This is a genomic window from Pedobacter cryoconitis, assembly GCF_014200595.1.
GTDB classification, from domain to species: Bacteria; Bacteroidota; Bacteroidia; order Sphingobacteriales; family Sphingobacteriaceae; genus Pedobacter; species Pedobacter cryoconitis_C.
Map to the genome: position 1 here is coordinate 49,918 of NZ_JACHCG010000001.1, position 25,253 is coordinate 75,170.

Sequence of the window (25,253 nt, forward strand, 5' to 3'; positions counted from 1 at the left end):
TATTACAATTATAAGGCAATTCTAGCCCGCTGATTTATGGCTTCATAAGCCATAACTATTACATTTGCTACATGGATGATTTCTTAGCCGCACGACTCCAAATGGCCTTTTCATTAGGCTTTCATATCGTTTTCTCCTGTATCGGAATGGTGATGCCATTTTTCATGTGTACCGCCCATTATCTTTGGTTAAAAAGAAAAAAAGCAGTATACCTCGATGTCACTAAAGCATGGAGCAAAGGAGTAGCAATTTTCTTCGCTACCGGTGCAGTTTCAGGAACTGTATTGTCTTTTGAACTCGGCCTGCTCTGGCCTAAATTTATGGAACATGCAGGCCCGATCTTCGGGATGCCATTTTCATTGGAAGGGACAGCTTTTTTTATCGAAGCCATTGCACTCGGATTTTACCTGTATGGATGGAACCGTTTTCATCCCTGGTTTCACTGGTTTACCGGGGTAATTGTTGGAATCAGCGGATTACTTTCCGGTATTCTCGTTGTTGCGGCCAATGCCTGGATGAACAGTCCTGCGGGATTTGATTTCGTTAACGGACAATACCTGAATATCGATCCGATGAAAGCCATGTTTAATGAAGCCTGGTTTTCACAAGCACTCCACATGTGTGTGGCCGCTTTTGTATCCACAGGTTTTGCCGTTGCAGGAGTTCATGCCCTGATGATTTTAAAAGGTAAAAACGTAAATTTTCACCGTAAAGCATTTCAGATCGCAGCTATATTCGGGACTGTAGCCGCTTGTCTTCAACCCATTAGCGGTGATATTTCAGCGAAGGATGTCGCACAGCGCCAACCTGCAAAACTTGCCGCAATGGAAGCTCATTTCCATACCGAAAAAGGGGCTGGATTAATTATTGGGGGAATCCCGGATACAGCGACTAAAACTGTCAAGTACGCATTAAAAATACCCAAAGCACTGAGTTTTATGGCTACCGGTGACTTTAATGCAGAAGTCAAAGGACTGGATCAGTTCGCTAAAAAAGATCAGCCACCAGTTGCAGTTGTACATTATGCCTTCCAGATTATGGTGGGACTGGGGATGGCCATGTTAGGCTTAGCTGTTATTTATTTTATTGCCCTGATCAAAAAGAAAAACTGGGCCGAAAGTAAATGGATGCTCAAACTCTTTGTTATTGCGACCCCAATGGGTTTTCTTGCGCTGGAAGCAGGATGGACAGTTACAGAAGTAGGCCGCCAGCCATGGATAATTTATGGCGTCATGCGTACTGCCGATGCGGTTACCCCAATGCCCGGAATTGCTTACTCATTTTATCTGTTTACAGCCGTTTACATTTCACTCGCCATTATTGTGAGTCTGCTGCTATTCCGCCAGATCACGATGGTCGATAAACTTTATGATTCTTCCACTGATAAAAAAATACAATAACATATGGTATACGTCGTAATAATTTTCCTGTGGACTGCCATTCTGTTATATATTTTATTGGGAGGAGCTGATTTTGGTGCTGGAATTATAGAACTATTTACTTCCAGGGCTAACAGACCAAGGATGCGTAAAAAGATGTATGAAGCCATCGGCCCTGTTTGGGAAGCCAATCACATGTGGCTGATCATTGTAATTGTTATCCTTTTTGTTGGTTTTCCTAAAATCTATACAACTGTTTCCATTTATCTGCACATTCCATTGGTTTGTATGCTAATGGGGATTATTGCCCGGGGTACAGCTTTTGTTTTCAGAAATTACGATGCCGTAAAAGATGATATGCAAAAAGTATATACCCCAATATTTGTTATTTCGAGCGTAGTAACCCCTTTCTTTTTAGGGATTATCGCTGCAAGTGCCGTATCAGGACAGATCGATCTGCAAGCCAGAGATTTCCTCTCAGCCTATGTTTTTAGCTGGTTAAGCTGGTTTTCAGTCACTGTAGGCATCTTTACGGTTACTATCTGCGCTTATCTGGCTAATGTATTTATCATCGGTGAAGCAGAAGACGAACAGGACAGACAATTGTTCACCCGTAAAGCAAGACGTACCATCTTCGTGGTTATGGCAGCAGGCGGATTAGTGTTTTTAGCTGCACATTCCGAAGGAATCCCTTTATTAAACTGGATTTTTAGTGATGTTCCAGGCATTATAGCACTGATTATGGCGACCATTTCACTCGTTATTACTTTTGTCCTGCTAAACAGGAATAAACCGGTTATGTTACGGTTATTGGCTGGTTTTCAGGTAACCATGATCCTTTTTGCCGCCACTTATAGTCATTTTCCGGATATTATCCTGCTTAAAGGCGGAGACAATCTTTCCTTACTAACCCACCAGGGACAATTCAAAACAATAGAAACTTTAGGTTATGCACTGCTGATTGGCAGTATTTTTATTATACCAGCATTGGTTTACCTTATTTATAGCTTTCAGCAGAAAAAGGGAAATACCAGCGCACATTAAACCTGTTTAAACAGGCGTTAAATATTATTTTATGGAAGAGACTAATTTTTCAAGGCTCAGTAAGCTAACAGCGGGAGATTACGAGGCATTTTTATACGATTGTGATGGTACATTAGCCGACAATATGCCTGCACATACGGAGACTTATGTAGCTATAGCTAAACAATATAACGTGGATATGGACCCTGCAATTATAGATGAACTTGCAGGCTGGCCAATTTTCAATGTTGTAGAAGAACTGAATCTGCGTTACCAGGCTGATATGGATCCGGCAGAATTTACTGCCAGAAAAGCGAAGCTTTATTTTGAAGAATACCTTCAGAAAGCATTGCCGATCACCTATGTCGTTGAACATTTAAAAGCGAATGCAGATAAAGTGCGTATTGCTGTAGTTTCGGGTGGAGATCGCAGAGCAGTACAGCATACGCTGGATGTAATTGGCGTAAGTGATTATGTAGAGGCTATGGTTTGCGCCGGAGAAACACCAAGAGGTAAACCTTTCGCTGACCCATTTCTTAAAGCCGCAGAACTATTGGGTGTTGACCCGAAAAAATGCCTGGTATTTGAAGACGGAAAGCCGGGGACGGATGCTGCTGAAGCTGCTGGAATGCACTGGGTAAGGATCGATCAATTTAAATTCGGGTAAATAACAGATGAAAAGGTCAGGGACAGCAGATTTACCGCTTCACTATGGCCATATTCCGAAATGGCTTTCTCTGCGGATGTCACGTCTTGGACTGGCTATTACGGAAGCTATTATTACAGAATATGGTACTGCCGAAGTATTGCGCAGGTTAAGTGACCCGTTTTGGTTTCAAAGCCTGGGCGCGGTAATGGGAATGGACTGGCATTCTTCAGGGATTACGACCTCGGTCATGGGCGCTTTGAAAAGTGCAATTAACCCGCTTTCCAAAGAACTGGGAATATATATCTGCGGAGGAAAGGGTAAATCTTCCCGTCAAACCCCGCAGGAACTTCTGCACTACAGTGAGCGCAACGGACTTAATGGAACAGACCTGGTGCGTTGCAGTAAACTGAGTGCGAAAGTAGATAATACAGCTATACAGGACGGTTTTCAATTGTACATGCATAGCTTTATTGTCAATACGGACGGTTTGTGGACAGTTGTTCAGCAAGGGATGCAGGACGGAAGTTCTACCGCCCGCCGTTACCACTGGCATTCGGCAGAAATGAAGTCTTTCGTTGATGATCCGCACACGGCAATTTGCGGGGTTAACCAGGGAACAATTATGAACATGGTTACTCAGGCAGCTCAGCCTGCGCGTTTATCCATGCTGTCTATGACTACAGAGCATCCTTCGCGGATGATTGCTGAAATACAACAGCTGGTTTTACCAAACCACCACGAGGTAAAAGCCAAAGATGTAGATTTGAAGCGTCTGGGGGCAATGTTATGGCTGACCCATGAAAGACAGCCTGCCGATTTTGAAGAATTACTGTTACTGGAAGGAATGGGGCCAAGAACTTTACAGTCTATGGCTTTAGTGAGTGAGGTAATTTATGGTACACCTTCCCGTTTTAAAGATCCTGCCCGTTTTTCTTTCGCACATGGAGGTAAAGACGGACATCCTTTTCCAGTACCACTGAAAGTCTATGACGAGACCATCAGTATTTTAACAAAGGCGGTCAACAAGGCTAAAATCGGAGAATCTGATAAATTGCAGGCCATTCAAAAGCTGGGTGAATTGTCAAGACAGGCAGAGAAAGATTTTATTCCAAATGATAATTTTGAAGAACTTCTGGAAAGAGAACGGAATAACTCCTGGAAATATGGAGGGAAAACGATTTTTGGCGATGCAAAACCGCCTGAAGGGGGCCAATTAGACCTGTTTTAGACATTATTTCTCTATATTTAAGCGAGTCCGGTTTAATTTTGAAAAACCGTTAAACTATAATTGACGTTTGTTGTCATAAATGCGTCGTATAAACTGAATCTATATTATTTTTGAAGCTACAATGAGTTACTGGCAACGAGGTTTATGCCTTCTTTACATTTTTCTTTTTTCCGGATGCGGAATCCTGGTAAAAACCAGGGCAACAAATCACCATGGGGTTGAAACTGACGATTTTAATCTCCCGGTAATTAACTATTCAAGTGCTATTCCATCATCCAAAAGATTACTCCTTCTGTTCTCCGGAGACGGGGGCTGGCTGGACTTTGAAGACCAGTTGGCTACAGGTTTTGCACAAAAAGGATTTCATACTATTGGCTTTAATTCCAGAAGCTATTTCTGGGACGGTAAAACACCGCAGCAAACGGCAGATGATATCGCCTTATTAATTTACAAATATTCCACGCTCTACAATACCAGGGTAATTTATCTGGCAGGTTATTCTTTTGGCGCAGACGTTGTCCCTTTCATTTATAACCGCTTACCAGAGGCGATGAAAAACAAAGTTGTCGCATTGGAGCTGATGTCTCCTTATTTTACGTCAGATTTTAAGGTACATACATCTGATCTGCTGAATTTAGCAGGAGATGACAGGCAATATAAGGTTCAACCTGAAATTGAAGCTGTAAACGTCCCGATTTTTTGTTTTTACGGAGAGAAGGAAGATCCAAAGCCGATGGAGAAATTACAGAAGAAGAATTTTACCTTAAAGATCTTACCGGGTGATCATCATTACGATGTTTCCTCTCATCAGGAAATTTTTAAAGCATTACGCGGATTGAGAAGAAATCAATTTTTTAGAGAACACGGATTATGGATGCTATAGTAATTACAGAAAAAGGTGGGCCTGAAGTCCTTAAATTAGAACAAGTAGCTAACCCTGTACCCCAGGGAAACGAGGTTTTGATTAAAATACATGCTGCGGGGTTAAACCGGAGCGATATCATGTCCAGAAAGAGCAATCCCTATGGAACAGACACAGCCAGGGAAATTCCCGGACTGGAAATATCGGGTGTGGTGGAAGCTATCGGCCCACAGGTGAAGCGCTGGAAAACTGGTGATCGTGTTTGTGCACTGATTGCTGGCGGAGGATATGCCCAGTACAGAGCTGTAGATGAACGATTATGTCTTCCTGTGCCAGATGGTCTGTCTTTTGAAGAGGCTGCAACTTTACCTGAAACCATTTTTACAATCTGGTCTAATGTATTTAAAGATGCTGCTTTTAAAGCCGGTGAAAACTTTCTGATACATGGCGGAACCAGTGGAATAGGGGTAACCGCGATACAAATGATTGTGGCTATGGGTGGAAAAGCTTATGCAACTGCTGGTACAGTAGAGAAGTGCCAGTTTTGTGAAGACCTTGGGGCAACTATAGCTGTGAACTATAAAACAGAAGACTTTGTATCTCTGCTTAAGCCTATTGGGATTGATGTGATCCTGGATATGACAGGAGGGGACAATACTTTGAAAAATATGGATATTCTGAACCCTGATGGACGGATTACTTTCATTAATGCGATGAATGGGGCGAAATCAGAGATCGATATTTTGCAGATGATGAGTAAACGGATAATGCTTACCGGAAGCATGCTTAAGCCCAGAACAAACGACTATAAAGCAATGTTGGCAGAGGAAATTGAGCAAACGATCTGGCCGCTGATTGCAGCAGGAAAAATAAAACCAGTCATTTATAAAGTGTTTCTACTGGCAGAGGCCGGGGATGCACAGCAATTAATGGAAAGCAGTGCACATATTGGCAAAATCGTATTAAAAATAGAATAACCGGTAGTTATCCTCTGTGAAAAGTAATTTATTATATAGGGTCTGAAAAAAAACAATTGGTAGGTGTAAAAACATATCAATTACTAATTACATTTGTGACTGGATCATCATAAAAAACAGCAATGAATCATCATATCGCAAGAATACAGCAGGTAATAGAACCTTTAAGACAAGAGATTATCAACCATAAAGTTTATTCAGTAATCAATAATCTGGATGACTTAAAAGTTTTTATGCAATACCATGTTTATGCGGTATGGGACTTTATGTCATTGCTTAAATCTTTGCAAATCGGTTTAACCTGTACGACTACGCCATGGTTTCCTGTCGGAAATGCAAACACAAGATATCTGATCAATGAAATCGTTGCTGGTGAAGAATCAGATGTAGATGGAGCGGGTATCCGTAAGAGCCATTATGAAATGTACCTGGAAGCGATGGCACAATGTGGTGCTGACATTACAGCGATCCATAAATTTGTAGAGAATTTAAAAGAAACAGGATCACTGGCTACTGCTTATGAAGCAGCAGGAGTACCGCAGGAAGCCCGTCAGTTTGTGGACTTTACTTTCAAGGTTATTGATAGTGGAAAATCTCATTTGCAATCTGCCGCTTTTACTTTTGGCAGAGAAGATCTGATTCCACATATGTTTATCTCTATTGTAGGCGATTTAAATAAGAAATTCCCTGATCAGTTATCCCTGATCAAATATTATCTGGACAGACATATTGAGGTGGATGGGGATCACCATAGTCATTTGGCACTGGAAATGACTGCTGAGCTTTGCGGAGATGATGAAGCAGCGTGGAAAGCCGCAGAAGAGGTTACAGTAGCTTCCTTACAGCAGCGTATCAACCTATGGAACGGTGTTTATAACGAGATAACAGGGGCTAGATAATTAATATTGAATAAAGTGTGCTTTCATAGCTGTATTTACAAGCCATTTTTCTTCATCAGTAAATGGAATCATTTGTAAAATGATATCAATATAAGAATTGTATAAAAAGGCATTTTTGGGACTATTAAATTCTAGTTTTTCAATTATAATTTTCAACAGTAACTGATCCTCTGATTCTTTTTCTTCAAAATACTGATCTTTTATAAAAACGAGGACTTTTTCTAATTCAAATGGATTATTTTTATAGTCTGATTTTTCAGAAGCGAGTGCTCCCTGAGTTATTAGCAGGTCAATAATCTGTTGATGTTCTTTGTAGAAATTATTACCAAATATGTTTTTCTTTTTTTGAAGCACCAAGAGGTCTTTAGTCTCATTGTTTTCCTCTTGTTCTTTTTTGTTTGTCACCCATTTTTGGGAAATTGCTTCATGTATTTTGATGGAATCTTTAATTGAAAGACCAAAATGATTTGAGATAAAACCACATATAAAATAGAAAATATGAATATAATAAGGTTTCTCTAGCTGTTTATTACGAGTAAAAGCATTGACAATATTTTGTGATAATAGTATACTTAAGTTGTGTTTAATGCTATTATTGTTTCTCTTCTCCAGAAATAGTTCATAATTAAACCTAATATGATATTCTCCATTAATTAGCTTCAATAAGCGTTGTAGTAAAGCTATAACATTATCTCTGGTGTCCAGATCAAAGCATAAAGTAATATTATTTTTATATTTTTTCTGATATTTTTTTATAGAAAAATAAGAATATAAAAATTTATCACCTTCAATTCTTATAATCTCTGGAAGGATACTGGTGTAGAATATGACAGGATTAATTGTTCCTAAATCGAGATCTAAACAGACTAAGCTGTGTTTTAGAATGTCTTCGTTGAAATCAATTAAATAAGTTTTGTAATAATTATCTATAAATTCAATTATATCATTATTCTGTATGCCAAATACCGTACTAGTGAAAATACCATATAATTGTTTTGTAAGCAACTGATTATTTGAAACTAATATGTCGGCTTTATGTCGTCTTGTAGGATCCCAATTCGTAGATCTTATCGCCTCTAAAGTACTAACATGGGATATGAGATCAGACGTTAGGAACATTTTTTGATAATCGGATAACTGAGAATCCAGATGTTTTCTTATTCTTAAAAGTTCTTTGAGCTTCTGTTCTATTACTAAAGGCGTTTTCCCCCGAAGATTTCCGAATAATTTGTTAGCCTTTAGAATGATTGTTGGCAGAATATCCAGAGGGTCGTTTAATATTTTTGCTTTTGCAAGCATTGATAATAAGGAACCTCTACTATCAAAGCATTCATTGTCTAATATTTCATCAATGTTAAATAAAGGGAAGATTATTATATCAATAACGAAATTATCATCGGTTATAAAACCTCGAGAAGTAACATTGCTGAACAAAGGTTCAATTACTATTACATCTATATCAGATGTAATAGTAAATGTTTGATTATTATGCTGGCTTCCGGTTAATAGAATACCCGTGTTCCCGGGAAAATCAGAGTTTATTATTTTTAATAGAGATTCTTTATCCATTGATAACTATTTGAGCTCATTAGGTGTGTTATTCAGAACGTGAATATCCTGGGTATAAATCTTCGTATGTCCAAGGTCTTCCTGTTTTACCACTTATCCCACCATTCCCATTTTGACTTCCAGAGCCACCACCGCTACCGGGCCAGCGAAAAACGTTACCAGTTCCATCCTGTGGATAATAACCTTCAGAACCACCACCGCCAGAATTACCACCATTACTGCCATCATCATTTGATGGAAGGTTATCGAGTGGCGAGGAAACATTTCTGATAGCAGGATTTGATTTTATTATATCTCTTGGATGTAGTAAAGTATCATCCATCATCGCTTTAAAAAGTTTAGTCTCCTTTATAAATCCATATTTATTCATAAATGGGAAATAGGTAAATGTGTCATTCAAAGATTTAATGGGGTCGTCATTTTTTCCTGTTGCCAATTTATAAGTGGAGCCAGTAGCGAAATTCTTCTCCAACACATTATAATTATCAATGTTGAAATTGCCATTAAAAAAAATATCATCCCATGCATTTTTGAAAGCTTTCTCACTTTCTGTTTGTGGATCTCCTAAAGTAACACTTATCCCTGTTCTTATATGTGAATTATCGTCATTATAAGATAAGTTATGTACAATATCATACTCAACCGTAGCCATAAAAGCGAACATAGATGCATCAATTTCACTTCTCAGATTATTTCTATATTGTTCGGAAGCTCTTGTAGCAGTTCCTGAAAATAAAACAGAACCTAAATAAGCATGGAATAGCTCATGTGATATTATTCCAAAATTTAAAGATGCACTAGAATACGGGTCTGTAGTGTTGGTGTCAAGTTGACCTAAATAAATTTTACTTACTGATGATGAGGTTTTTACATATTGAGCAAGAGCTTTTGGATCAGTAGGCATATCACCAGTGATAAATATTTTGTCACTTTGTGCGTTGTAAAGTGCTTCGAGCATTTGATAACCAACGGCTGTAGATGCTAAATCGCTAACTTCTTTTTTAAAAACAGAAATTGTATTTGCGCTAAGATTTGGATTAGTAAAATCAAATACTTGAGCAAATAATTTATCTATAAAATCATCACCACCAATTACACTCTCCATCTCAATATTAGATAGAGGCTTAAAATTATACAGAAGATTGTCTAAAGTTTTAATTATTCTCATTTAGTTCTAGTGTTTTAGATAAAATTTTTATTAAAGTGGCCATAGCTTTACCTCTTTGTTGATCGGGATCAATGAGGTTTCCATCAGAATGATATTCTAAATTCCTGAATTTTTCATTTACCTTAATCTCAAATTCATAGTTTGCATGTGAATCGTAAAGATTTTTATTTGGGTCTTTTAGAAATTTTTCATTTAAAGAGCTTCCTTTTACTCCAAAGAAGTTATTCGAAATTAATTGAGAGTAAAAATCGCAGTAATTATTCTTACTACTCTTTTGTTTTATGGTCGCAGTATTTACGGTGTAATTGTTTTTCCTTTGAACGATTTCATACTTTGGTATACCGGTTTTACCAGCTATCCGTATTTTCTTATAGGTGATGTAGGCACTGTCAGCAGTTGCCTGAAGAATCATTAAATCTATTATATCTGAGGAAATCCAAGTTGAATATACTCTTATTTCTAAAGGGAACTTACTCTCTTTGATGGATTTAATAGCCGTATATTTTACATATCTATTGTTAAAACTAAACATAGAATCTACTACAAAATTTTTAATTGATAATGTTTTTTTATCACACTTTATATAAGATTCTTGTGCCTTACAGTTGTGGAAAACACATATTATTAGGATAACGAGAAGGTTAATTACTTTCTTCATAAGATGAAATTGTGTCTTTATAGTTAGTTTATTTTTTTTAACTTTTATGCTATCAAAATTATAAAAAAACACAGTTAAATTAGTTAAAATTGTAAAAAAATAAATTCATATCAATTTTTAATGAACTTTAAATTATTTCCCTTAGAGAGGCAATTGGATATCATGGATTGTGGACCGGCCTGTTTAAAGATGATAGCAAAATATTATGGTAAATTTTATTCACTGCAATACTTACGTGATAAATGTGGGATAACAAAAGAAGGTGTCTCTTTTTTGGATATTAGTCATGCAGCAGAATCTATCGGTTTGCGTACACTTTCTTTAAAAATGACAATGACTGACCTATTGTTAAAGGTTCCAATGCCAGTAATTATCCATTGGAATAATAGCCATTTTATTGTTGTTTATGATGCCAAAGTAAAAAAAGAAAAAGATGGAAAATTAAAAGGGTATTTAAATATAGCAGATCCAGCTAAAGGTCGTGTTCGTTATACAGTTGAAGAATTCAAACTTAAATGGATTAAAGAAAATCACGATATAGGTGTTCTGATGGCTATAGAGCCACAAGCAGATTTCTATGAACGGCAGGGGGAAGAACGTATAGAAAGAAGAAAAACCTTTGAGAATTTTTTTGGTTATTTTAAACCTTATAAAAAGAGCTTTGTAAATCTTTTTATAGTTATGTTAATTGTAACTGTTTTACAGGCTTTGCTTCCTTTCATTAGTAAAGCTGTTATAGATGTCGGTATTCAAACGCATGATATAGATTTTATAAATATTGTACTTGCGGCAAATATCGCCATTATTGTAAGTGTCTTGTTAAGTAATATGGTTCGTGACTGGATATTATTACATATTACTTCCAGAGTTAACATAGCCTTGATTTCCGATTATCTTATTAAATTAATGCGCTTGCCTATAACATTTTTTGAAAATAAAATGGCAGGTGACATCTTGCAGCGTGCACAGGATCATGAACGAATCAGAAGTTTCATCATGAATAATTCATTAAACATGGTGTTTTCAGTGTTTACGTTCATCGTATTTGGTGTGATCATGTTTATTTATAATCCAGTTATCTTTTACATTTTCTTAGGTGGTAGTGCTTTATACGTGGCATGGGTAATGGCATTTTTAAAAATCAGAAAGAAACTAGATTGGGAATATTTTGAATTGGTCTCTAGAAATCAAAGCTATTGGGTCGAAACAATCAGTAATATACAGGATATTAAGATTAATAATTACGAAAAGCAAAAACGATGGAAATGGGAGGATATACAAGCCAGATTGTATAAGGTCAATCTCAAAGTATTAAGTATAACTAATACTCAAAATCTTGGTGCTCAGTTTATTGATAGTTTGAAAAACTTATTCATTACTTTCTACTGTGCAAAGGCAGTTATCAATGGAGAAATAACCTTTGGAGTAATGATTTCAATACAATTTATTATTGGTATGCTTAACGCGCCAGTAGTCCAGTTTATTCAGTTTATTATCTCTTTTCAATTTGCTAAAATTAGCTTTTTACGCTTAAATGAAATTCACCAGCTGGATGATGAACACGATAATGTGGGTAGTAATAATATTGAACTTCCAGAAAATAAAAGCTTGATTATTAATAATGTAGCCTTTCAATATACACCTAATGGTAAGTTTGTGTTACAAAACATCAGGATTATTATACCGGAAGGAAGAGTAACGGCTATTGTTGGAGATAGTGGTAGTGGAAAATCAACACTCCTGAAGTTACTACTAAGATTATATAAACCAAGTCATGGGGAAATAATGATTGGTAGTATGAATATCAATAATATTAGTTTGCGTCAGTGGCGGGATAAGTGCGGAGCAGTAATGCAGGATGGAAAGATCTTTAATGATACCATTTTAAACAATATTGTTCTTGATGATACAAAGGTAGACTATGAAAAACTAAAAAAGGCCCTGAATACGGCTAATATCGCTCAAGAAATAGAACAGTTACCTCTTGGATATCAAACTGTAATGGGTGAACAAGGAAGAGGTTTAAGTGGTGGGCAGAAACAACGGATTCTAATTGCGAGAGCACTCTATAAAAATCCTGATTATCTGTTTTTTGATGAAGCGACTAACTCTTTGGATACTATAAATGAACAGAAGATAACAGCTGCTCTTGATGATGTATTTAAAGATAAGACTGTAATAGTTGTCGCACACAGATTAAGTACGATCAGAAAAGCCGACCAGATCATCGTAATGCAGAACGGGGGAATAGTTGAAATGGGAAATCATAAGAGTTTAATGGAAAATAAAAAGCGGTATTATCAGTTAGTTCAGTCACAATTAGATTTAACAAATGTGATTGAAAATCAAACAGTGCCAGGATTAACTGTAATTTAATAAATATCAAATTGGAAAATACTAAATTAAATATTGCATTACAGACTGAAAGAAATGAAGAGGTTCAGCATATTATTGATCGCATGCCAACGCGATTCGGTTTTTGGGTGAGTATGATCGTGTTTTTTATTTTTGTACTTATGCTGTCTTTCGGATGGCTTGTACGTTATCCAGATGTTGTAAATGGACAGATTATAATCAATGCTAATTCAGCTCCTGTAAAACTCATTTCAAATAGTAATGGAAAGCTCCACTTCACTAAGATTAGATCTATGGGAACGGTTAAAACCGGTGAAATCATTGCCTATGTTGAAAATTCAACAAATCCTGTTGTTGTAAATTATATTGACAGCATAATAAGCCTTTCTAATCCGAATAATAAGACGATTACACAGCTTAAGGGGAAATTACCTGAGAATGTTTCTCTAGGCGAACTTAATGATAAATACTATTCTTTTATAAGTGCCTTACAAAAACTTATAAATTACGATCAGGATAATCTATTTGGAAAGCAAGAACAAGGATTAAATGAGATATTGCTTGAACAAAAAAAATCATATGAGGTTATAAAGCAACGGCTAGAAATGGGGCAAAATACGCTTAATTATATTCGTAAATTTTATGTGCGTGATTCTGGTCTATTGGTAAGGAAGGTGATCAGTGAGTCGGAGTTGGATAAATCTCATCTTAATTATATTTCGGCTAAGGATGCTTATCAGAATAGTTTAAATAATCTAATCAATACGAAACAACAGATCCAGCAAACTCTGAGTAAATTGCAGGAATTAGGTATTAATAAACCCGAAAAGGAAAAAGAGATCAGACTTGAAGTAACTGCGACTTATAACGTGCTGATTGATAATATAAAAAATTGGGAATTAAAATATGTTTTCAGGGCTCCTTTTGATGGAAGAGTTCAGTTTTTAAAATTTTATACTGAAAATCAGTTTGTGCAATTAGGAGAAGAGGTTTTTACTGTTGTACCTAAAGAAGATAAAATTTTGGGGCAAGTGATTTTACCTGCTCAGGGCTCCGGCAAAGTAAAAGAAGGTCAGGAAGTAATCGTAAAATTAGATAATTACCCATATTTGGAATATGGATCAATAACTGGGACGGTTAATTCCATTTCTCTAATTACCAGCACTCTAAAATCCAGTAAAGCTGATATTGATACTTATCAGGTACTGGTTAATTTCCCAAATCAATTAATCACAAATTACGGAGCTAAGTTAGCTTTTAGAGCAGAAGCTAAAGGTAATGCAGAAATTATTACTAATGATAGGAGACTAGTACAACGATTATTTGATAATTTAAAATACATCATGAAAAAATAATTTAAGGATCTCCCTTAATCATACAAATAAGTCCTCTTAAACTTCAGGTCTGATAGTTTGACATACCCAAAAAGTTGTTTTCCATTAGACATTAGTGTTGCAAAACCCCAGTCCCCTTCAAAAAGCTCTTCAATATTAATTACCTCAGGCGTATTTGCAAAACCTTTCTTTCTTGATTTATCGTCGGGTTTGCTGTAGAAATAGCAAATATCAGCGGAAACAATGTATTCTCCGGTTACGTTATCCGCAATCTTGGCATAAATGCCATTGAAACGATCTGTGAGTTGATAATTATCGCAATCCTGGAAACTCGCTTCCAATGAATCTTTTAGAAACGTAAGAGATACTTTGCAGAGCAGTGATTTTTTCTCTGACTTGATGGTGGTTTTATTATCTGTCAATGTTCCTGTCCCTGTAAATTGACCATAAGTTCCAGCCTTATTGTTCCAGTTAGCAAGGACGTTTACTTCCACCTGATCGTCTGTTCTCCTGACTGATATATTGCTCGAAGTACCATTCTCCTTATTTATTAATTTATAAGTAGCTGACTGAGAGAATATTTTTTGCGAAGAGAATAAAAGGACGATAATAAAGATATATCTCATTAATTATTAATATATAATTTAACTTTTTATTCTGATCAACTATAACAAGTACTGCTGACTATATGTTTTGAAGAATGGCTTTTATTTTTTGAACAGTTTAGCTAGATTGGGCATTATGAATATAACAATAAGAGAAATTCAGCCGAAGGATAATGCTGCAATGGCAGTAATTCTAAAAACAAGTCTGGAAGAATTTGGTCTGAATATTCCGGGAACCGCTTATTTTGATGAGAGTACAAATCACTTGTATGAATCTTTTCGTGTGTCAGGCAGTAAATATTATGTTGTTGAACAGGGAAATGAAATTTTAGGTGGAGTAGGATTGTATCCTTCAAACGGACTTCCTGAAGATACTGTTGAACTGGTGAAAATGTATCTGGGCTCAGCACACAGAGGCAAAGGATTAGGTAAAATATTAATGCAGAAATGTATTGCACTGGCAGAAGAATTAGGATATAAGAATATTTACCTCGAATCAATGCCGGAACTCTCTGCTGCGGTTTCAGCTTATGAGAAACTGGGCTTCAAACTATTAGATAAGCCAATTGGTAATACAGGCCATTATTCCTGTTCCATCTGGATGTTATACACGATAGGTTCCCGTTAAATCTGCTGACCTTATTTTAGTCAATTGATTAGTTGTTGTTTCCATTGTTTGTTTATGAGGTTAATGAATAAATTGAACAAGGTTTAATATTTACAGCGTGAATTACGCATGTCAGTATCTTTAAAACCCTGTTTGAGTTAAAGGAAGATGGCTAAAATCAGGCTGTTCATTTTAAGGAATACAAATAGCTGTATTAAATGGCACACTTGTGGATTATTTAATTAATAGTGTAATAAAATACGCAATTATTTAAACAGGTACTTAATCACAAGCTATGCTTCTACTCATTGTAGTCTTCCCTATAAAGACAAATCCCCTGTCTGTAATTAGTATTGCAAGTAGCCAGGAAAAGGAATTGATCAAAGGTCTGAAATTAATGGATATAAGAGCATTCTCTTTCTTGTATCAGCAGTATTCATCGGCATTGTTATCCATTATCATAAAGATTGTGAAATCCAGAGAAACAGCAGAAGATGTTTTACAGGAAACCTTTACAAAAGTGGCATCCAGAATTGATCAGTACGATGAAACTAAAGGCAGATTATTTACCTGGATGGCAAGGATTGCAAGAAATAAAGCCCTTGACCAGATAAAGGCACGCGGATCGGCTAACAGTGCCAGAAATATAAAAATAGAGGAAATTATGGATCTGGTAGAAATGAATAACGTCTGTTATTACAATCCTGATGTCATAGGAATCGGACAATTGACCACCACATTAAACCCTTTTCAGAAAGAAGTGTTGGATTTGGTTTATTTTCAGGGCTATTCACATGCTGAAACTGCAAAGATTCTTAATATTCCAATTGGTACAGTTAAGACCAGGATAAGGATTTCTATCCTGACATTGAGAAAATATTTTACCGTGCCACTGGTGTTTGATTTATAATGTTAAATTCTTAGAAACGTTTATTCTATTGTTCAGTATTAATAATTGCTTTTTTATTTATGTTTGTTTTATTTAAATTAAACAATAATGGTGTGTAATAGTTATTTATTTAATTTCATTTATTTGTGTTTATTATATGTTTAAGATATTCTTAAATGAGTGAGATATTTATAAATGGGCGGTAACAGACCAAGAAGAACAAATGAGCTAATAGGTGAAATAGTTAAAGATGATCCATTAGCCTTTACTAAGAACCGATGCTCAGATAATGCGAGAATGGTATTGACTAAGGCCGAAGGGATTGAATTTGATATATGGTTTGACAAGCATTATTACCATCGGGAGAGGCATGGTGATGACGATGGTAAAAGAGAGGGGATAAGTCATGATTTAGTTCAGCAGCTCATTATTGATGCTGCAAAGCATTTGTTATTCTACTCAATAAAAGTAAAGGGTTTTTCATTTGTGAATTTTGAGTTGACTATGAGAAACAAGAGAATTACTATTACACAGAATCTTAAAGAAGAGACAAAATTGAATATAGTAGCTGAATATCATTATCTAAATTTGAATAGATACGAGGTAACTGTTATAACTGCGCTAAGAAAAGATGATTTTCATTTTAGTGATGGTGAGTATCAGATTGAAATTCATCTAGATGGTACTTCTTCATTATTCAAAATGGAAAGGCGCAATATTAAGATAGCGGATCAATATTTGAAATAAATAAGGGTAAACTATTATTGTTATAATAAAAATAGTTACATTTGTATTAGTATTTGAGGCAGGATAATACTCTGGGTAGCTGTAAAAAGCAGGACAAAATTCTGGGCAGCCTCACAACATTGAAGCCCCTTAATTGGGGCTTTATTTGTTTTAGATCTTACGTCAATAATTATATACACCTAATTGGTCAATTCTGACGCCCGTTAAAATCTACTCATCAAATTTTAATGGAATTCTAATTTAAACTATCCCATATTCTTTAACTCCTATAGTTATGAAATTTAAAACTCATACTTATGAAAAAGATTGCAAAAATTAGTCTTTTGCTTTTAGCAATGACTTTTGCCAGGACAGCTGCATTTGCGCAGATTAGTGTAGGCATTAATATATCTGCAAGAATTGCTCCGCCAGCACTTCCGGTTTACTCACAACCCCCTTGTCCGGCGGATGGTTATTTATGGACTCCCGGTTACTGGGCATATGACGACGCTGATGGATATTACTGGGTTCCGGGTGTATGGGTACATCCACCGCGTGCAGGTGTATTATGGACGCCCGCCTATTGGGGCTTTGATGGCGGGGTTTATAGTTTTCACTCAGGCTACTGGGGCCCTCACATCGGTTTTTATGGTGGTATAAATTATGGCTTTGGTTATGGTGGTTCAGGTTTTTATGGCGGAAGATGGGAGGGAGGAGCCTACAGGTATAATACAGCCATCACCAATGTAAATACTACTGTCATTCATAACACTTATATCGATAAAACTGTAATTAATAATACGGTGAATAATAACCGTACAAGCTTTAATGGTAGGGGAGGTGTAAATGTCCAGCCTCGTGAAGAAGAACGCAGAGCAATGAACGAAAACCATATACAGCCAACTGCTTCTCAATTATCTCATCAGCAACTGGCAGGTAAGGATCGCAATCAGTTCGCGAATGTAAACCATGGTAAGCCTGGAAATCCAGCGATGGAAAGAATACATAACAATGGAGGAATGAACAACCATCAGGCTAATGATAATAATGCCGTGAAAGGTGACAAACTAGCTGGCGGTGCTAAATCACCTCAGCAGTGGCATCCTGGAATTAACAGGCATCCAAACGCGATGCAGCAACAGCCACAACAACCAAATCATGTGCAACAGCCACATCCTAATCAACAACAACAACATCGCATGCAACAACCACATCCGCAACATGAAGCTCACCAGCCTCATGAAGGTAACCCGCACCGCGAAGAAAGGGAACACCGATAATTATCAAAGAAAAGGCCTCTTAAACTTAAGAGGCCTTTTTAATATTATTCAGATAATAACCTGATTTCATGATCACCGATGGTAATCAAACGCTCCTTGTAAAGTGCACCAGTTGTTTTCTTGAAAGCTTTTTTACTGATCTTCAACAGGTCATAAACCTCTTCCGGTGAACTTTTATCACCCAAAGCGATCAGACCCTGGTTTTCTTCCAGCATTTTAATCAGAACTTCCTTCGTATCCAGAATATGACCATAACCCATAGGCTGTAAACTCAGGTCAATCTTTCCTTCTACTCTAACCTTTTTAATCCATCCTTTTCTTACTTCTCCAGGATTAAGCTGATCAAATAATTCATTCTGATATAATAAACCTATATACTTATTATCAACAATAGCATTGTAACCTAAATCACTGCGGTCTGCTATTAATAAGCTTACTTCATCACCTTCTTCAAAATTGATTTCTTCTTCTTCCACATAATTCGTTAATCTGGATGAAGCTACCATACGGTCATTGCTATCATCAAGGAAAACATAAACTACATGTTTATCACCCTTAAACATCGGGCGTTTTTGTTCCTTTTCAGGTACATATACATCTTTATCGATACCGATATCCATGAAAACACCATTCTCACCATCTTCAACAACAGTCAGGTAAGCAAAATCGCCTACACAAGCCAGAGGTTTCTGTGTGGTTGCATGAAGTTTTCCATCTTTATGCATGTAAATAAAAACATTGATATTATCTCCAATTTCCGCATCCTTAGGAACGTGGTTGTAGGGCAATAGCGCTTCCTTATCGCCATCAGACAGTATTAGTCCTGATTCTGTCTTGTTTATAATTCTTAACTCGTTGTATTGTCCTATCTGTATCATTGGTATTTCTTAATATTCAATCTGCAAAGGTAGCAATATCAGCAAGAATATGAGAACATCTTTCCACCCTGTGTGTTATAAATATATCATTAAACCCTGATCATAAACCGATATAAAGAATGAACGAGCCAATTATCCCTCCACTGAAAACTGCCTTTCCACCAATTGTTGATCAAAACTGTAAAGTTCTGTTACTCGGCACTATGCCCGGCGACCGGTCTTTAAGTCTTCAGCAATACTACGGACATGCAGGTAATCATTTCTGGAAACTGATTTATACACTTTTTGAAAAACCAGTTGAGTCTGATTATGAAGCAAGGAAAAGATTCTTGCTTGATCATGGGATTGCGCTATGGGATGTGTTGGAATCCTGCACCTGCGAGGGTAGTCTGGACAGTAATATTAAAAATGAAGTAGTCAATGACTTTGGTACCTTCTACAAACAATATCCCGCTATCACGGAGATATTTTTTGATAGTAGAAAAGGAGAGCAATTTTATCTTAAATATGTGAAGAAAAGCGCGGATAAAAACTATCATTTGTTACCCTCTCCAAGCCGTGCAAATGCTTCAAAAACATTTGAACAAAAACTGGAACTATGGAAAGATCTTTTGCCATATGTTAAATTATAAGAAGCAATAATTTAACGATTTAAATATAACTCCTTCTTATATTTGCACTATAAATGAAGGATACAATCACCAAAAACAAACACAGAATATATCTAAGTCTCTTTTTCTTTATGTCCGGCTTCAGTTTTGCGACCTGGGCATCAAGGATTCCAACTATCAAAATGGCCTTTGGCTTTAATGAAGCTGAACTCGGGACGATTTTACTGGCTATGCCCATTGGCTCTTTGATCGGTTTACCAATTTCAGGCTGGCTGGTCTCTAAATATAACAGCCGTGTTCCGCTTGCCGTTGGTTATGGTTTAAATGCAATCGCACTTGCGATCATCGGATTTTCTCAAAATACCTTTAGCCTGGTTGTAGCAGTTGTACTGTTTGCCTTTACCACAAGGATTTTCAATATTTCAGTAAATACGCAGGCCATCACCCTGCAAAAACAATTCAGTCAGAAAATTATTGGTTCTTTCCACGGTTTCTGGAGTACCGGTGGAATTGCCGGAGTTGCCTTTTCTACACTGTTATTGACTTATAACGTCTCCTTACACATGCACTTATTGATTGTAGCGATCATGTGTTTGCTGATTACCTGTTATTCCTATCAATTTTTACTCAAAGGGGACCGGTCTGAAAAAGGTAATAAAATCATTGTGGGCAAGCCCGATCCATATATTCTATATCTTGGATTTATTATCTTTTTTGCTGCAATATGCGAAGGAGGGATGTTTGACTGGAGTGGAATCTATTTTCAGGAAGTACTGCATGTAGAGATCTTTACTTACGGCTATTTAATTTTTATGACCTTTATGGCTGCATCAAGATTCCTGTCCGATCTGATTATTGCAAGGATTGGAATGCCCGCTACTTTCCTGATGTGCGCACTGCTTGTGGTTTCCGGAATTTCACTCGCTATTATTGTACCACAGTTCTGGCCTGCTATGGTTGGCTTTTCGATGGTTGGTTTTGGTACGGCAGCAGTAGTACCGATGAGTTATGCCCTGGCAGGCGCTTCCAGTAAATATTCACCAGGAATGGCGATCTCAATTATTGCCACTTATGCGATTACCGGGATGTTGCTTGGGCCTCCGATTATAGGATATCTTGCACATGCTTTCGGGCTGAGGGTTGCATTTATTATTTTTGGTTTCAGTGGATTAATGCTGATACCGATTTCACAATTATTCTTCAGCTATCAAAAGAAGATGAAGACTATGGCCGGGAATATAGAATAGAAGCCTGGGCAATTATAACAGTAAACAAAGAATAAGCTAACCAAAAATACATGAATCAGATCATTGATAACGTCAGACAAGTCAGAGCAAATTTCATTGAAAGTATCAGTGGATTATCAGCTGAACAATTAAATGAAATACCAGAAGGATTTAACAATAACATCATCTGGAACATGGCGCATATGGTGGCTGCTCATCAGGGAATCTCTTACATCAGGGCGGGACTGGAAACTTTCGTGGATAAAGAATTTTATCTGAGTTATACCGGAGGTACTAAACCAAATGGCCCGGTTTCTGAAGAAAATATTGCGGAGATCAAGCACTTATTAATCTCCACACTCGATCAGTTTAAAATAGACTATCATAACCAGATATTTGATAACTATAAAGGATGGACTACCCGTTACGGCGTTAATTTAAATACTATTGACGATGCAACAAACTTCCTTAGTTTCCACGAAGGCATGCACTTAGGCTACATTATGGCGCTAAAAAGATTAATCTTAAAAAATATTTAAGGTCATACATAATAATATCAAATTATAAGCGTCTATATATTTGAGAGCGTTAATTTAGATGGCGGGGATACTGCGAGAGTGGGATCCCCGCTTCTTTTTTAAACCAATATCCTTATGGCAAACTTTGCAGAAATTATTAAATCAGATAAACCAGTATTGGTAGATTTTTCTGCCGAATGGTGTGGCCCTTGTAAAATGATGGCGCCAATCCTGCAACAACTTAAAGGGATGCTCGGTGATCGCGCAACCATTTTGAAAGTTGACGTAGATAAAAATCAGGCCGTTTCCAGTAAATATCAAATCCAGGGCGTACCCACTTTAATACTTTTCAAAAATGGAGAGATCAAATGGCGTCAGTCCGGTGTAATTCCTGCCAATCAATTACAGGGAATTATAGAAAGACATTTATAGCGGTTACAATTCTTTAGCCTTGTATCTTCTTAAATCTATGTCTGTAACATAGAAGTAACCTTGTGCATTTCCGGAAACATTACCTTGCGCGTTTACCGGAACACTGGAAAAAAGACCGCTCCAGTCCGTCTCCAGGAAAACATCATAAAGGTATCTCGCGTATCCTTTGGACAGAGAGAACTTATAAATGGTAATTACATCCTCGCTCAGCAGATTAAAATCACGTTTAAGATTGTTCAGTGGATATAGAGAATTTGGTGAGCCCAGAAAATGAGTGTAATTATAATATTGTACGCCATCAAACTTCGAAGGATTCCACGCTGGTATTCCTGTATAATTTATCCACCATTTATTAGGATTAAGATAACCAAAAGTATGTTTAGGTATTGTTCCATCATAAGAACCACTGCTGTTTATCTTCACCTTCAATGGTAAAAAGTCATCTACAATATTAACGACCTGTCTTAACGTATCCACTGCCGTATAAGTTTTTTTATTATAAGTGATGGTCAGCAGATAAGCTTTATTGTAATTTGGGCTATTGTTATTCGTTGCTGTGTATAAACCAGGTGTCGTTGTTTCTTTAAATATGATATCCGATTTACTATCATTTACAATAACAACTGCCTTTGAAATTGCTGCCGGCATTACGCCAAGACTTAAAGAAGGCTTGCTTAGTTTAATAAACTGCGTTTTCGTTAACGTATTAATTCCCCCCTCCACAGCCAGATCATATTCATGCTTAGGTTTATCAAATGAGATCTTATCATCCTTTTTACAAGCGCTGAGCAGTATTGTACAAAAAAACAAAACGAAGAAATAATGCTGCTTTTTCATCTTATAATTTAAAACTGTAAGAGACCCATGGTGAAATTCCAAATGCATATTCCAGAGAACTTTTCTGATCAATTGAAGAGTCCGTAGTCAAATGATAATACAATGGATTTTTTCTATTGTATAAATTATACACCCCCATAGAAAGTGTACTTGATAAAGCTCTTTTCCTGGATAATTGCGTCTGGAAATGATACTGACCTGAAATATCCATTCTGCTGAAATCAGCAAACCTGGAAGTATTCCTGCCCTCATAAATGGGGACATTGATTCCATCATGCTGATAATAACCAACAGGCAGGGTCAATGGCCTGCCGGTAGCATAAGTGAAAAATGTCTGGACAGAAAACCGATCATTGAAAAGATAAGTTGCACTTAATTTCACCTCATGCGGGATGTCATAATTCGCAGCAAACCGGTTTCCATCATTGATACCCTGAATCGTTCTGAAGGCTCTGGAATAGGTGTAAGCCAGGCTGCCCGTAAACTTACCAGTTGTTTTATTGAGTTCCACTTCAACACCATACACATCAGATTTACCTGCTTTAAGCTGATTTCTGATATCAGGGTTCTGAATGATCTGTGCGTGACCGGTTAAATCCAGCTGATTGTGTAATTTCTTATAATATCCGCTCAGGGAAAAAAGGAAGCCATCCGGTGAATAATTATACCCGGCTGAAAAGAGATCTGAACGCTGCGGAGCTATAGTTGCAGAAGCGGATACCCACGGTTCCAGAGAAGAAAATGCCAGTGTGCTGTTTTGTACTAATTGCAGGTATTGAAAACTGCGGTTATAAGTGACAAAGAGTCGCTTTTTATCATTTAATAAGTAACTCAGGTTAACTCTCGGTTCCGGATTGATAAATGTTTTATAGTCATTTTGTTTGACCCTGTTTCCCTGCGGATCAAAAACATCAAGACGTTCTTCCGCATTTTGGAACATTCCCAGGCGCAGGCCATAATTCAGCGTGAAAGAATTGTCAAAGGAAATCTCCTGATTATAATAAACAGCAGACTCCACAGATTTGTCTTTTGCAATATTGAACTCGTTACTTTCTTTATTCTTGGTCTGACCGGGAGTAAACTGGTGGTAAGTAGTTGAAACTCCGAATTTGATCAGGTTAACCGGACTGCTGTAAAAAGTATAATCTGCTTTAACGGTGATATCCCTTACCCCGGTACTCCATTGACTTTTCTGCGACAACGTGTCTGAATTCAGATCCAGCAGATTGCTGTAATTGCTGTAAATTGCGGAAGCATTCATAAACAACCTGGAATTAAAGATATGATTCCATCTTAGCGTAGAGGTTATATTTCCCCAATCATTACGGAATGAATTCTCTGAGAGCAGTCTGTCCTGGCCGGCATAAACCGAATAAAACACGCTATTGTTCTTGTTGATCCTGTAATTTGCCTTAGCATTGAGATCGTAATAAATAGAATTCGGATTGAATAATTTAAACTTACTTCTAAAGACGTCGAGTAAACTTCTCCTGAAGGCCACAATGAAGGACCCTTTATCTTTGACGATAGGGCCTTCTGCCGAAATCCGTGCAGATAACATATTGATCCCTCCATTGATATGAAACTCCTTGTTATTACCCTCGGCCATGCGGTTAACGATAACAGAAGAAAGTCTTCCACCAAAATTAGCTGGAATATAATCTTTATACACCTGTATATTATTGATGGCATCGGGGTTGAAAACAGAAACCAATCCATATAAATGGGAAGGATTATAAACTACGGCTTCATCCAGTAAAATCAGGTTCTGATCTGAATTGCCACCCCGGATAAATAAGCCTGAACTTCCCTCAGAAATCGATTTGATGCCATTCTGCATCTGTAAAGCCTTGATCACATCAGTTTCGCCAGCATAATAAGTTTTCATCTCTAAGGCGGCAGGACTATAACTCTGCTGATTCTGTAAAATCGGGTTCGGCGTAAGTGTTTGCTTAATCTCTACTTCAGGCAGTGATTTGGTTTGTGCGGACAACTCAGTTTCCAGTTCTGTATTTTCAGTGAGACGAATATTTTTGCGTTTTGTTTCATAACCCAGATTAGAAATCAATACCTCATAAGTTCCCTTTGGAATACTTAGCGAATAAAAACCATACTGATTAGTGACTACACCCACCTTAAGTTTAGGAATATATAAAGTGGCGCCGATTAATTCTTCCCCATCTTCCCCGTCACGTATATGCCCATGAATTGTACAGATATTGGCTCTTGATTTTGTAATAACAATGTTATTTCCAATCAGGTTAAATGTTAGCGCTGTACCCTTAAAAACCTTTTTTAAAACCGAGGTCATGGGGGTATTTACGAAATGCATTTCAGTGATCTGGTAAGCGCCGAGCAGATCAGACTCATAAGAAAAAGTTACCGCATAATTTGCCTGCAACTTAGAAAGTACGCTGACCAGAGAGCCAGCCTTTAAATCAATACTTACCGGGCGTTCGAGGATTGTTTTATTCTGAGCACAAAGTCTGCCTGTCTGCAATAAACATACAAAAAGTAACAATGCAAAAACCTTATTTAACATA

At 37.0% G+C, this 25,253-nt stretch carries 24 protein-coding genes; 17 read left to right on the top strand and 7 right to left on the bottom strand.

The window, feature by feature from the left end; genetic code table 11:
• Positions 1 to 71: 71 nt before the first annotated feature.
• The 7 genes from HDE70_RS00210 to HDE70_RS00240 all read left to right on the top strand — a co-directional run bounded on the left by HDE70_RS00210 (position 72) and on the right by HDE70_RS00240 (position 7,017).
• Positions 72 to 1,400, top strand: a complete 1,329-nt coding sequence (locus HDE70_RS00210) for a cytochrome ubiquinol oxidase subunit I (RefSeq protein WP_183887326.1) — start codon at positions 72 to 74, stop codon at positions 1,398 to 1,400.
• A 3-nt stretch (positions 1,401 to 1,403) separates the two neighbouring features.
• Positions 1,404 to 2,423, top strand: a complete 1,020-nt coding sequence (locus HDE70_RS00215; protein WP_183887328.1) for a cytochrome d ubiquinol oxidase subunit II — start codon at positions 1,404 to 1,406, stop codon at positions 2,421 to 2,423.
• 31 nt (positions 2,424 to 2,454) lie between these two features.
• Positions 2,455 to 3,069: an HAD family hydrolase gene (locus tag HDE70_RS00220; protein WP_183887330.1), complete on the top strand. Its 615-nt coding sequence runs from the start codon at positions 2,455 to 2,457 to the stop codon at positions 3,067 to 3,069.
• Between the two features lie 7 nt (positions 3,070 to 3,076).
• Positions 3,077 to 4,279 carry a DUF763 domain-containing protein gene (locus HDE70_RS00225; RefSeq protein WP_183867404.1) on the top strand — a complete coding sequence of 401 codons (1,203 nt, stop codon included), beginning with the start codon at positions 3,077 to 3,079 and terminating at the stop codon, positions 4,277 to 4,279.
• 121 nt (positions 4,280 to 4,400) lie between these two features.
• Positions 4,401 to 5,162: an AcvB/VirJ family lysyl-phosphatidylglycerol hydrolase gene (locus tag HDE70_RS00230; protein ID WP_183887332.1), complete on the top strand. Its 762-nt coding sequence runs from the start codon at positions 4,401 to 4,403 to the stop codon at positions 5,160 to 5,162.
• Positions 5,150 to 6,118, top strand: a complete 969-nt coding sequence (locus HDE70_RS00235) for an NAD(P)H-quinone oxidoreductase (RefSeq protein WP_183887334.1) — start codon at positions 5,150 to 5,152, stop codon at positions 6,116 to 6,118. Before HDE70_RS00230 ends, HDE70_RS00235 begins: the two co-directional genes overlap by 13 nt.
• Positions 6,119 to 6,240: 122 nt before the next feature.
• Positions 6,241 to 7,017 carry a DUF3050 domain-containing protein gene (locus HDE70_RS00240; protein WP_183887336.1) on the top strand — a complete coding sequence of 259 codons (777 nt, stop codon included), beginning with the start codon at positions 6,241 to 6,243 and terminating at the stop codon, positions 7,015 to 7,017.
• On the opposite strand, the gene HDE70_RS00245 is transcribed toward HDE70_RS00240, so the two are convergent.
• From HDE70_RS00245 to HDE70_RS00255, 3 genes are read right to left on the bottom strand one after another with little or no spacing between them, the layout of a single operon-like run.
• Positions 7,018 to 8,586, bottom strand: coding sequence for a hypothetical protein (locus HDE70_RS00245; RefSeq protein WP_183887338.1), 1,569 nt, complete (start codon positions 8,584 to 8,586; stop codon positions 7,018 to 7,020). It abuts the gene before it with no gap.
• Between the two features lie 28 nt (positions 8,587 to 8,614).
• Positions 8,615 to 9,754 carry a hypothetical protein gene (locus tag HDE70_RS00250; protein ID WP_183887340.1) on the bottom strand — a complete coding sequence of 380 codons (1,140 nt, stop codon included), beginning with the start codon at positions 9,752 to 9,754 and terminating at the stop codon, positions 8,615 to 8,617.
• Positions 9,741 to 10,412, bottom strand: a complete 672-nt coding sequence (locus tag HDE70_RS00255; RefSeq protein WP_183887342.1) for a hypothetical protein — start codon at positions 10,410 to 10,412, stop codon at positions 9,741 to 9,743. Before HDE70_RS00255 ends, HDE70_RS00250 begins: the two co-directional genes overlap by 14 nt.
• Before the next feature lie 120 nt (positions 10,413 to 10,532).
• Here HDE70_RS00255 and HDE70_RS00260 point away from each other — a divergent pair, with 120 nt between their 5' ends.
• Both HDE70_RS00260 and HDE70_RS00265 read left to right on the top strand, forming a co-directional pair.
• Positions 10,533 to 12,788 (top strand): peptidase domain-containing ABC transporter, encoded by a 2,256-nt coding sequence (locus HDE70_RS00260; RefSeq protein WP_183887344.1) that lies wholly within the window; start codon positions 10,533 to 10,535, stop codon positions 12,786 to 12,788.
• Between the two features lie 11 nt (positions 12,789 to 12,799).
• Positions 12,800 to 14,122, top strand: coding sequence for an HlyD family efflux transporter periplasmic adaptor subunit (locus HDE70_RS00265; RefSeq protein WP_183887346.1), 1,323 nt, complete (start codon positions 12,800 to 12,802; stop codon positions 14,120 to 14,122).
• Positions 14,123 to 14,136: 14 nt separating this feature from the next.
• Here the strand turns inward: HDE70_RS00265 and HDE70_RS00270 are convergent, their stop codons facing one another.
• Positions 14,137 to 14,727 (bottom strand): hypothetical protein, encoded by a 591-nt coding sequence (locus HDE70_RS00270; RefSeq protein ID WP_183867408.1) that lies wholly within the window; start codon positions 14,725 to 14,727, stop codon positions 14,137 to 14,139.
• 115 nt (positions 14,728 to 14,842) lie between these two features.
• On the opposite strand from HDE70_RS00270, the gene HDE70_RS00275 reads away from it, so the two are divergent.
• The 4 genes from HDE70_RS00275 (at position 14,843) to HDE70_RS00290 (ending at position 18,208) form a co-directional block, all read left to right on the top strand.
• Positions 14,843 to 15,334, top strand: a complete 492-nt coding sequence (locus tag HDE70_RS00275; RefSeq protein ID WP_183887348.1) for a GNAT family N-acetyltransferase — start codon at positions 14,843 to 14,845, stop codon at positions 15,332 to 15,334.
• Between the two features lie 274 nt (positions 15,335 to 15,608).
• Positions 15,609 to 16,223, top strand: coding sequence for an RNA polymerase sigma factor (locus HDE70_RS00280; RefSeq protein WP_183887350.1), 615 nt, complete (start codon positions 15,609 to 15,611; stop codon positions 16,221 to 16,223).
• A 174-nt stretch (positions 16,224 to 16,397) separates the two neighbouring features.
• Positions 16,398 to 16,949, top strand: a complete 552-nt coding sequence (locus HDE70_RS00285) for a hypothetical protein (protein WP_183887352.1) — start codon at positions 16,398 to 16,400, stop codon at positions 16,947 to 16,949.
• 296 nt (positions 16,950 to 17,245) lie between these two features.
• On the top strand, positions 17,246 to 18,208 hold the full coding sequence (locus HDE70_RS00290) for a YXWGXW repeat-containing protein (protein ID WP_183887354.1): 963 nt from the start codon (positions 17,246 to 17,248) through the stop codon (positions 18,206 to 18,208).
• A 44-nt stretch (positions 18,209 to 18,252) separates the two neighbouring features.
• Here the strand turns inward: HDE70_RS00290 and HDE70_RS00295 are convergent, their stop codons facing one another.
• Positions 18,253 to 19,086 (bottom strand): S1 RNA-binding domain-containing protein, encoded by an 834-nt coding sequence (locus HDE70_RS00295; RefSeq protein WP_183867412.1) that lies wholly within the window; start codon positions 19,084 to 19,086, stop codon positions 18,253 to 18,255.
• A gap of 119 nt (positions 19,087 to 19,205) precedes the next feature.
• Here HDE70_RS00295 and HDE70_RS00300 point away from each other — a divergent pair, with 119 nt between their 5' ends.
• The 4 genes from HDE70_RS00300 (at position 19,206) to trxA (ending at position 21,873) form a co-directional block, all read left to right on the top strand.
• Positions 19,206 to 19,718 carry a DNA-deoxyinosine glycosylase gene (locus tag HDE70_RS00300; protein ID WP_183867413.1) on the top strand — a complete coding sequence of 171 codons (513 nt, stop codon included), beginning with the start codon at positions 19,206 to 19,208 and terminating at the stop codon, positions 19,716 to 19,718.
• A 53-nt stretch (positions 19,719 to 19,771) separates the two neighbouring features.
• Positions 19,772 to 20,944, top strand: a complete 1,173-nt coding sequence (locus HDE70_RS00305; RefSeq protein ID WP_183887356.1) for an MFS transporter — start codon at positions 19,772 to 19,774, stop codon at positions 20,942 to 20,944.
• A gap of 50 nt (positions 20,945 to 20,994) precedes the next feature.
• Entirely contained in the window at positions 20,995 to 21,462 is a 468-nt protein-coding gene (locus HDE70_RS00310; RefSeq protein WP_183887357.1) for a DinB family protein, read from the top strand.
• A gap of 114 nt (positions 21,463 to 21,576) precedes the next feature.
• The gene (trxA, locus tag HDE70_RS00315; protein WP_183867416.1) at positions 21,577 to 21,873 is read left to right on the top strand and encodes a thioredoxin; all 297 of its coding nucleotides are present in this window, start codon (positions 21,577 to 21,579) and stop codon (positions 21,871 to 21,873) included.
• 3 nt (positions 21,874 to 21,876) lie between these two features.
• Here trxA and HDE70_RS00320 read toward each other — a convergent pair whose 3' ends face one another.
• Entirely contained in the window at positions 21,877 to 22,710 is an 834-nt protein-coding gene (locus HDE70_RS00320; protein ID WP_183887358.1) for a hypothetical protein, read from the bottom strand.
• Between the two features lies 1 nt (position 22,711).
• Positions 22,712 to 25,252 (bottom strand): TonB-dependent receptor, encoded by a 2,541-nt coding sequence (locus tag HDE70_RS00325; protein ID WP_183887359.1) that lies wholly within the window; start codon positions 25,250 to 25,252, stop codon positions 22,712 to 22,714.
• Position 25,253 lies beyond the last annotated feature (1 nt).

Coding starts and splice junctions, on each gene's coding strand:
- HDE70_RS00220 (WP_183887330.1), top strand. CDS start 2,455: ATGGAAGAGACTAATTTTTCAAGGCTCAGTAAGCTAACAGCGGGAGAT.
- HDE70_RS00255 (WP_183887342.1), bottom strand. CDS start 10,412: ATGAAGAAAGTAATTAACCTTCTCGTTATCCTAATAATATGTGTTTTC.
- HDE70_RS00245 (WP_183887338.1), bottom strand. CDS start 8,586: ATGGATAAAGAATCTCTATTAAAAATAATAAACTCTGATTTTCCCGGG.
- HDE70_RS00250 (WP_183887340.1), bottom strand. CDS start 9,754: ATGAGAATAATTAAAACTTTAGACAATCTTCTGTATAATTTTAAGCCT.
- HDE70_RS00325 (WP_183887359.1), bottom strand. CDS start 25,252: ATGTTAAATAAGGTTTTTGCATTGTTACTTTTTGTATGTTTATTGCAG.
- HDE70_RS00270 (WP_183867408.1), bottom strand. CDS start 14,727: ATGAGATATATCTTTATTATCGTCCTTTTATTCTCTTCGCAAAAAATA.
- HDE70_RS00225 (WP_183867404.1), top strand. CDS start 3,077: ATGAAAAGGTCAGGGACAGCAGATTTACCGCTTCACTATGGCCATATT.
- HDE70_RS00290 (WP_183887354.1), top strand. CDS start 17,246: ATGAAAAAGATTGCAAAAATTAGTCTTTTGCTTTTAGCAATGACTTTT.
- HDE70_RS00295 (WP_183867412.1), bottom strand. CDS start 19,086: ATGATACAGATAGGACAATACAACGAGTTAAGAATTATAAACAAGACA.
- HDE70_RS00230 (WP_183887332.1), top strand. CDS start 4,401: ATGAGTTACTGGCAACGAGGTTTATGCCTTCTTTACATTTTTCTTTTT.
- HDE70_RS00235 (WP_183887334.1), top strand. CDS start 5,150: ATGGATGCTATAGTAATTACAGAAAAAGGTGGGCCTGAAGTCCTTAAA.
- HDE70_RS00305 (WP_183887356.1), top strand. CDS start 19,772: ATGAAGGATACAATCACCAAAAACAAACACAGAATATATCTAAGTCTC.
- HDE70_RS00320 (WP_183887358.1), bottom strand. CDS start 22,710: ATGAAAAAGCAGCATTATTTCTTCGTTTTGTTTTTTTGTACAATACTG.
- HDE70_RS00260 (WP_183887344.1), top strand. CDS start 10,533: ATGAACTTTAAATTATTTCCCTTAGAGAGGCAATTGGATATCATGGAT.
- HDE70_RS00240 (WP_183887336.1), top strand. CDS start 6,241: ATGAATCATCATATCGCAAGAATACAGCAGGTAATAGAACCTTTAAGA.
- HDE70_RS00215 (WP_183887328.1), top strand. CDS start 1,404: ATGGTATACGTCGTAATAATTTTCCTGTGGACTGCCATTCTGTTATAT.
- HDE70_RS00285 (WP_183887352.1), top strand. CDS start 16,398: ATGGGCGGTAACAGACCAAGAAGAACAAATGAGCTAATAGGTGAAATA.
- HDE70_RS00280 (WP_183887350.1), top strand. CDS start 15,609: ATGCTTCTACTCATTGTAGTCTTCCCTATAAAGACAAATCCCCTGTCT.
- HDE70_RS00310 (WP_183887357.1), top strand. CDS start 20,995: ATGAATCAGATCATTGATAACGTCAGACAAGTCAGAGCAAATTTCATT.
- HDE70_RS00275 (WP_183887348.1), top strand. CDS start 14,843: ATGAATATAACAATAAGAGAAATTCAGCCGAAGGATAATGCTGCAATG.
- HDE70_RS00210 (WP_183887326.1), top strand. CDS start 72: ATGGATGATTTCTTAGCCGCACGACTCCAAATGGCCTTTTCATTAGGC.
- HDE70_RS00300 (WP_183867413.1), top strand. CDS start 19,206: ATGAACGAGCCAATTATCCCTCCACTGAAAACTGCCTTTCCACCAATT.
- trxA (WP_183867416.1), top strand. CDS start 21,577: ATGGCAAACTTTGCAGAAATTATTAAATCAGATAAACCAGTATTGGTA.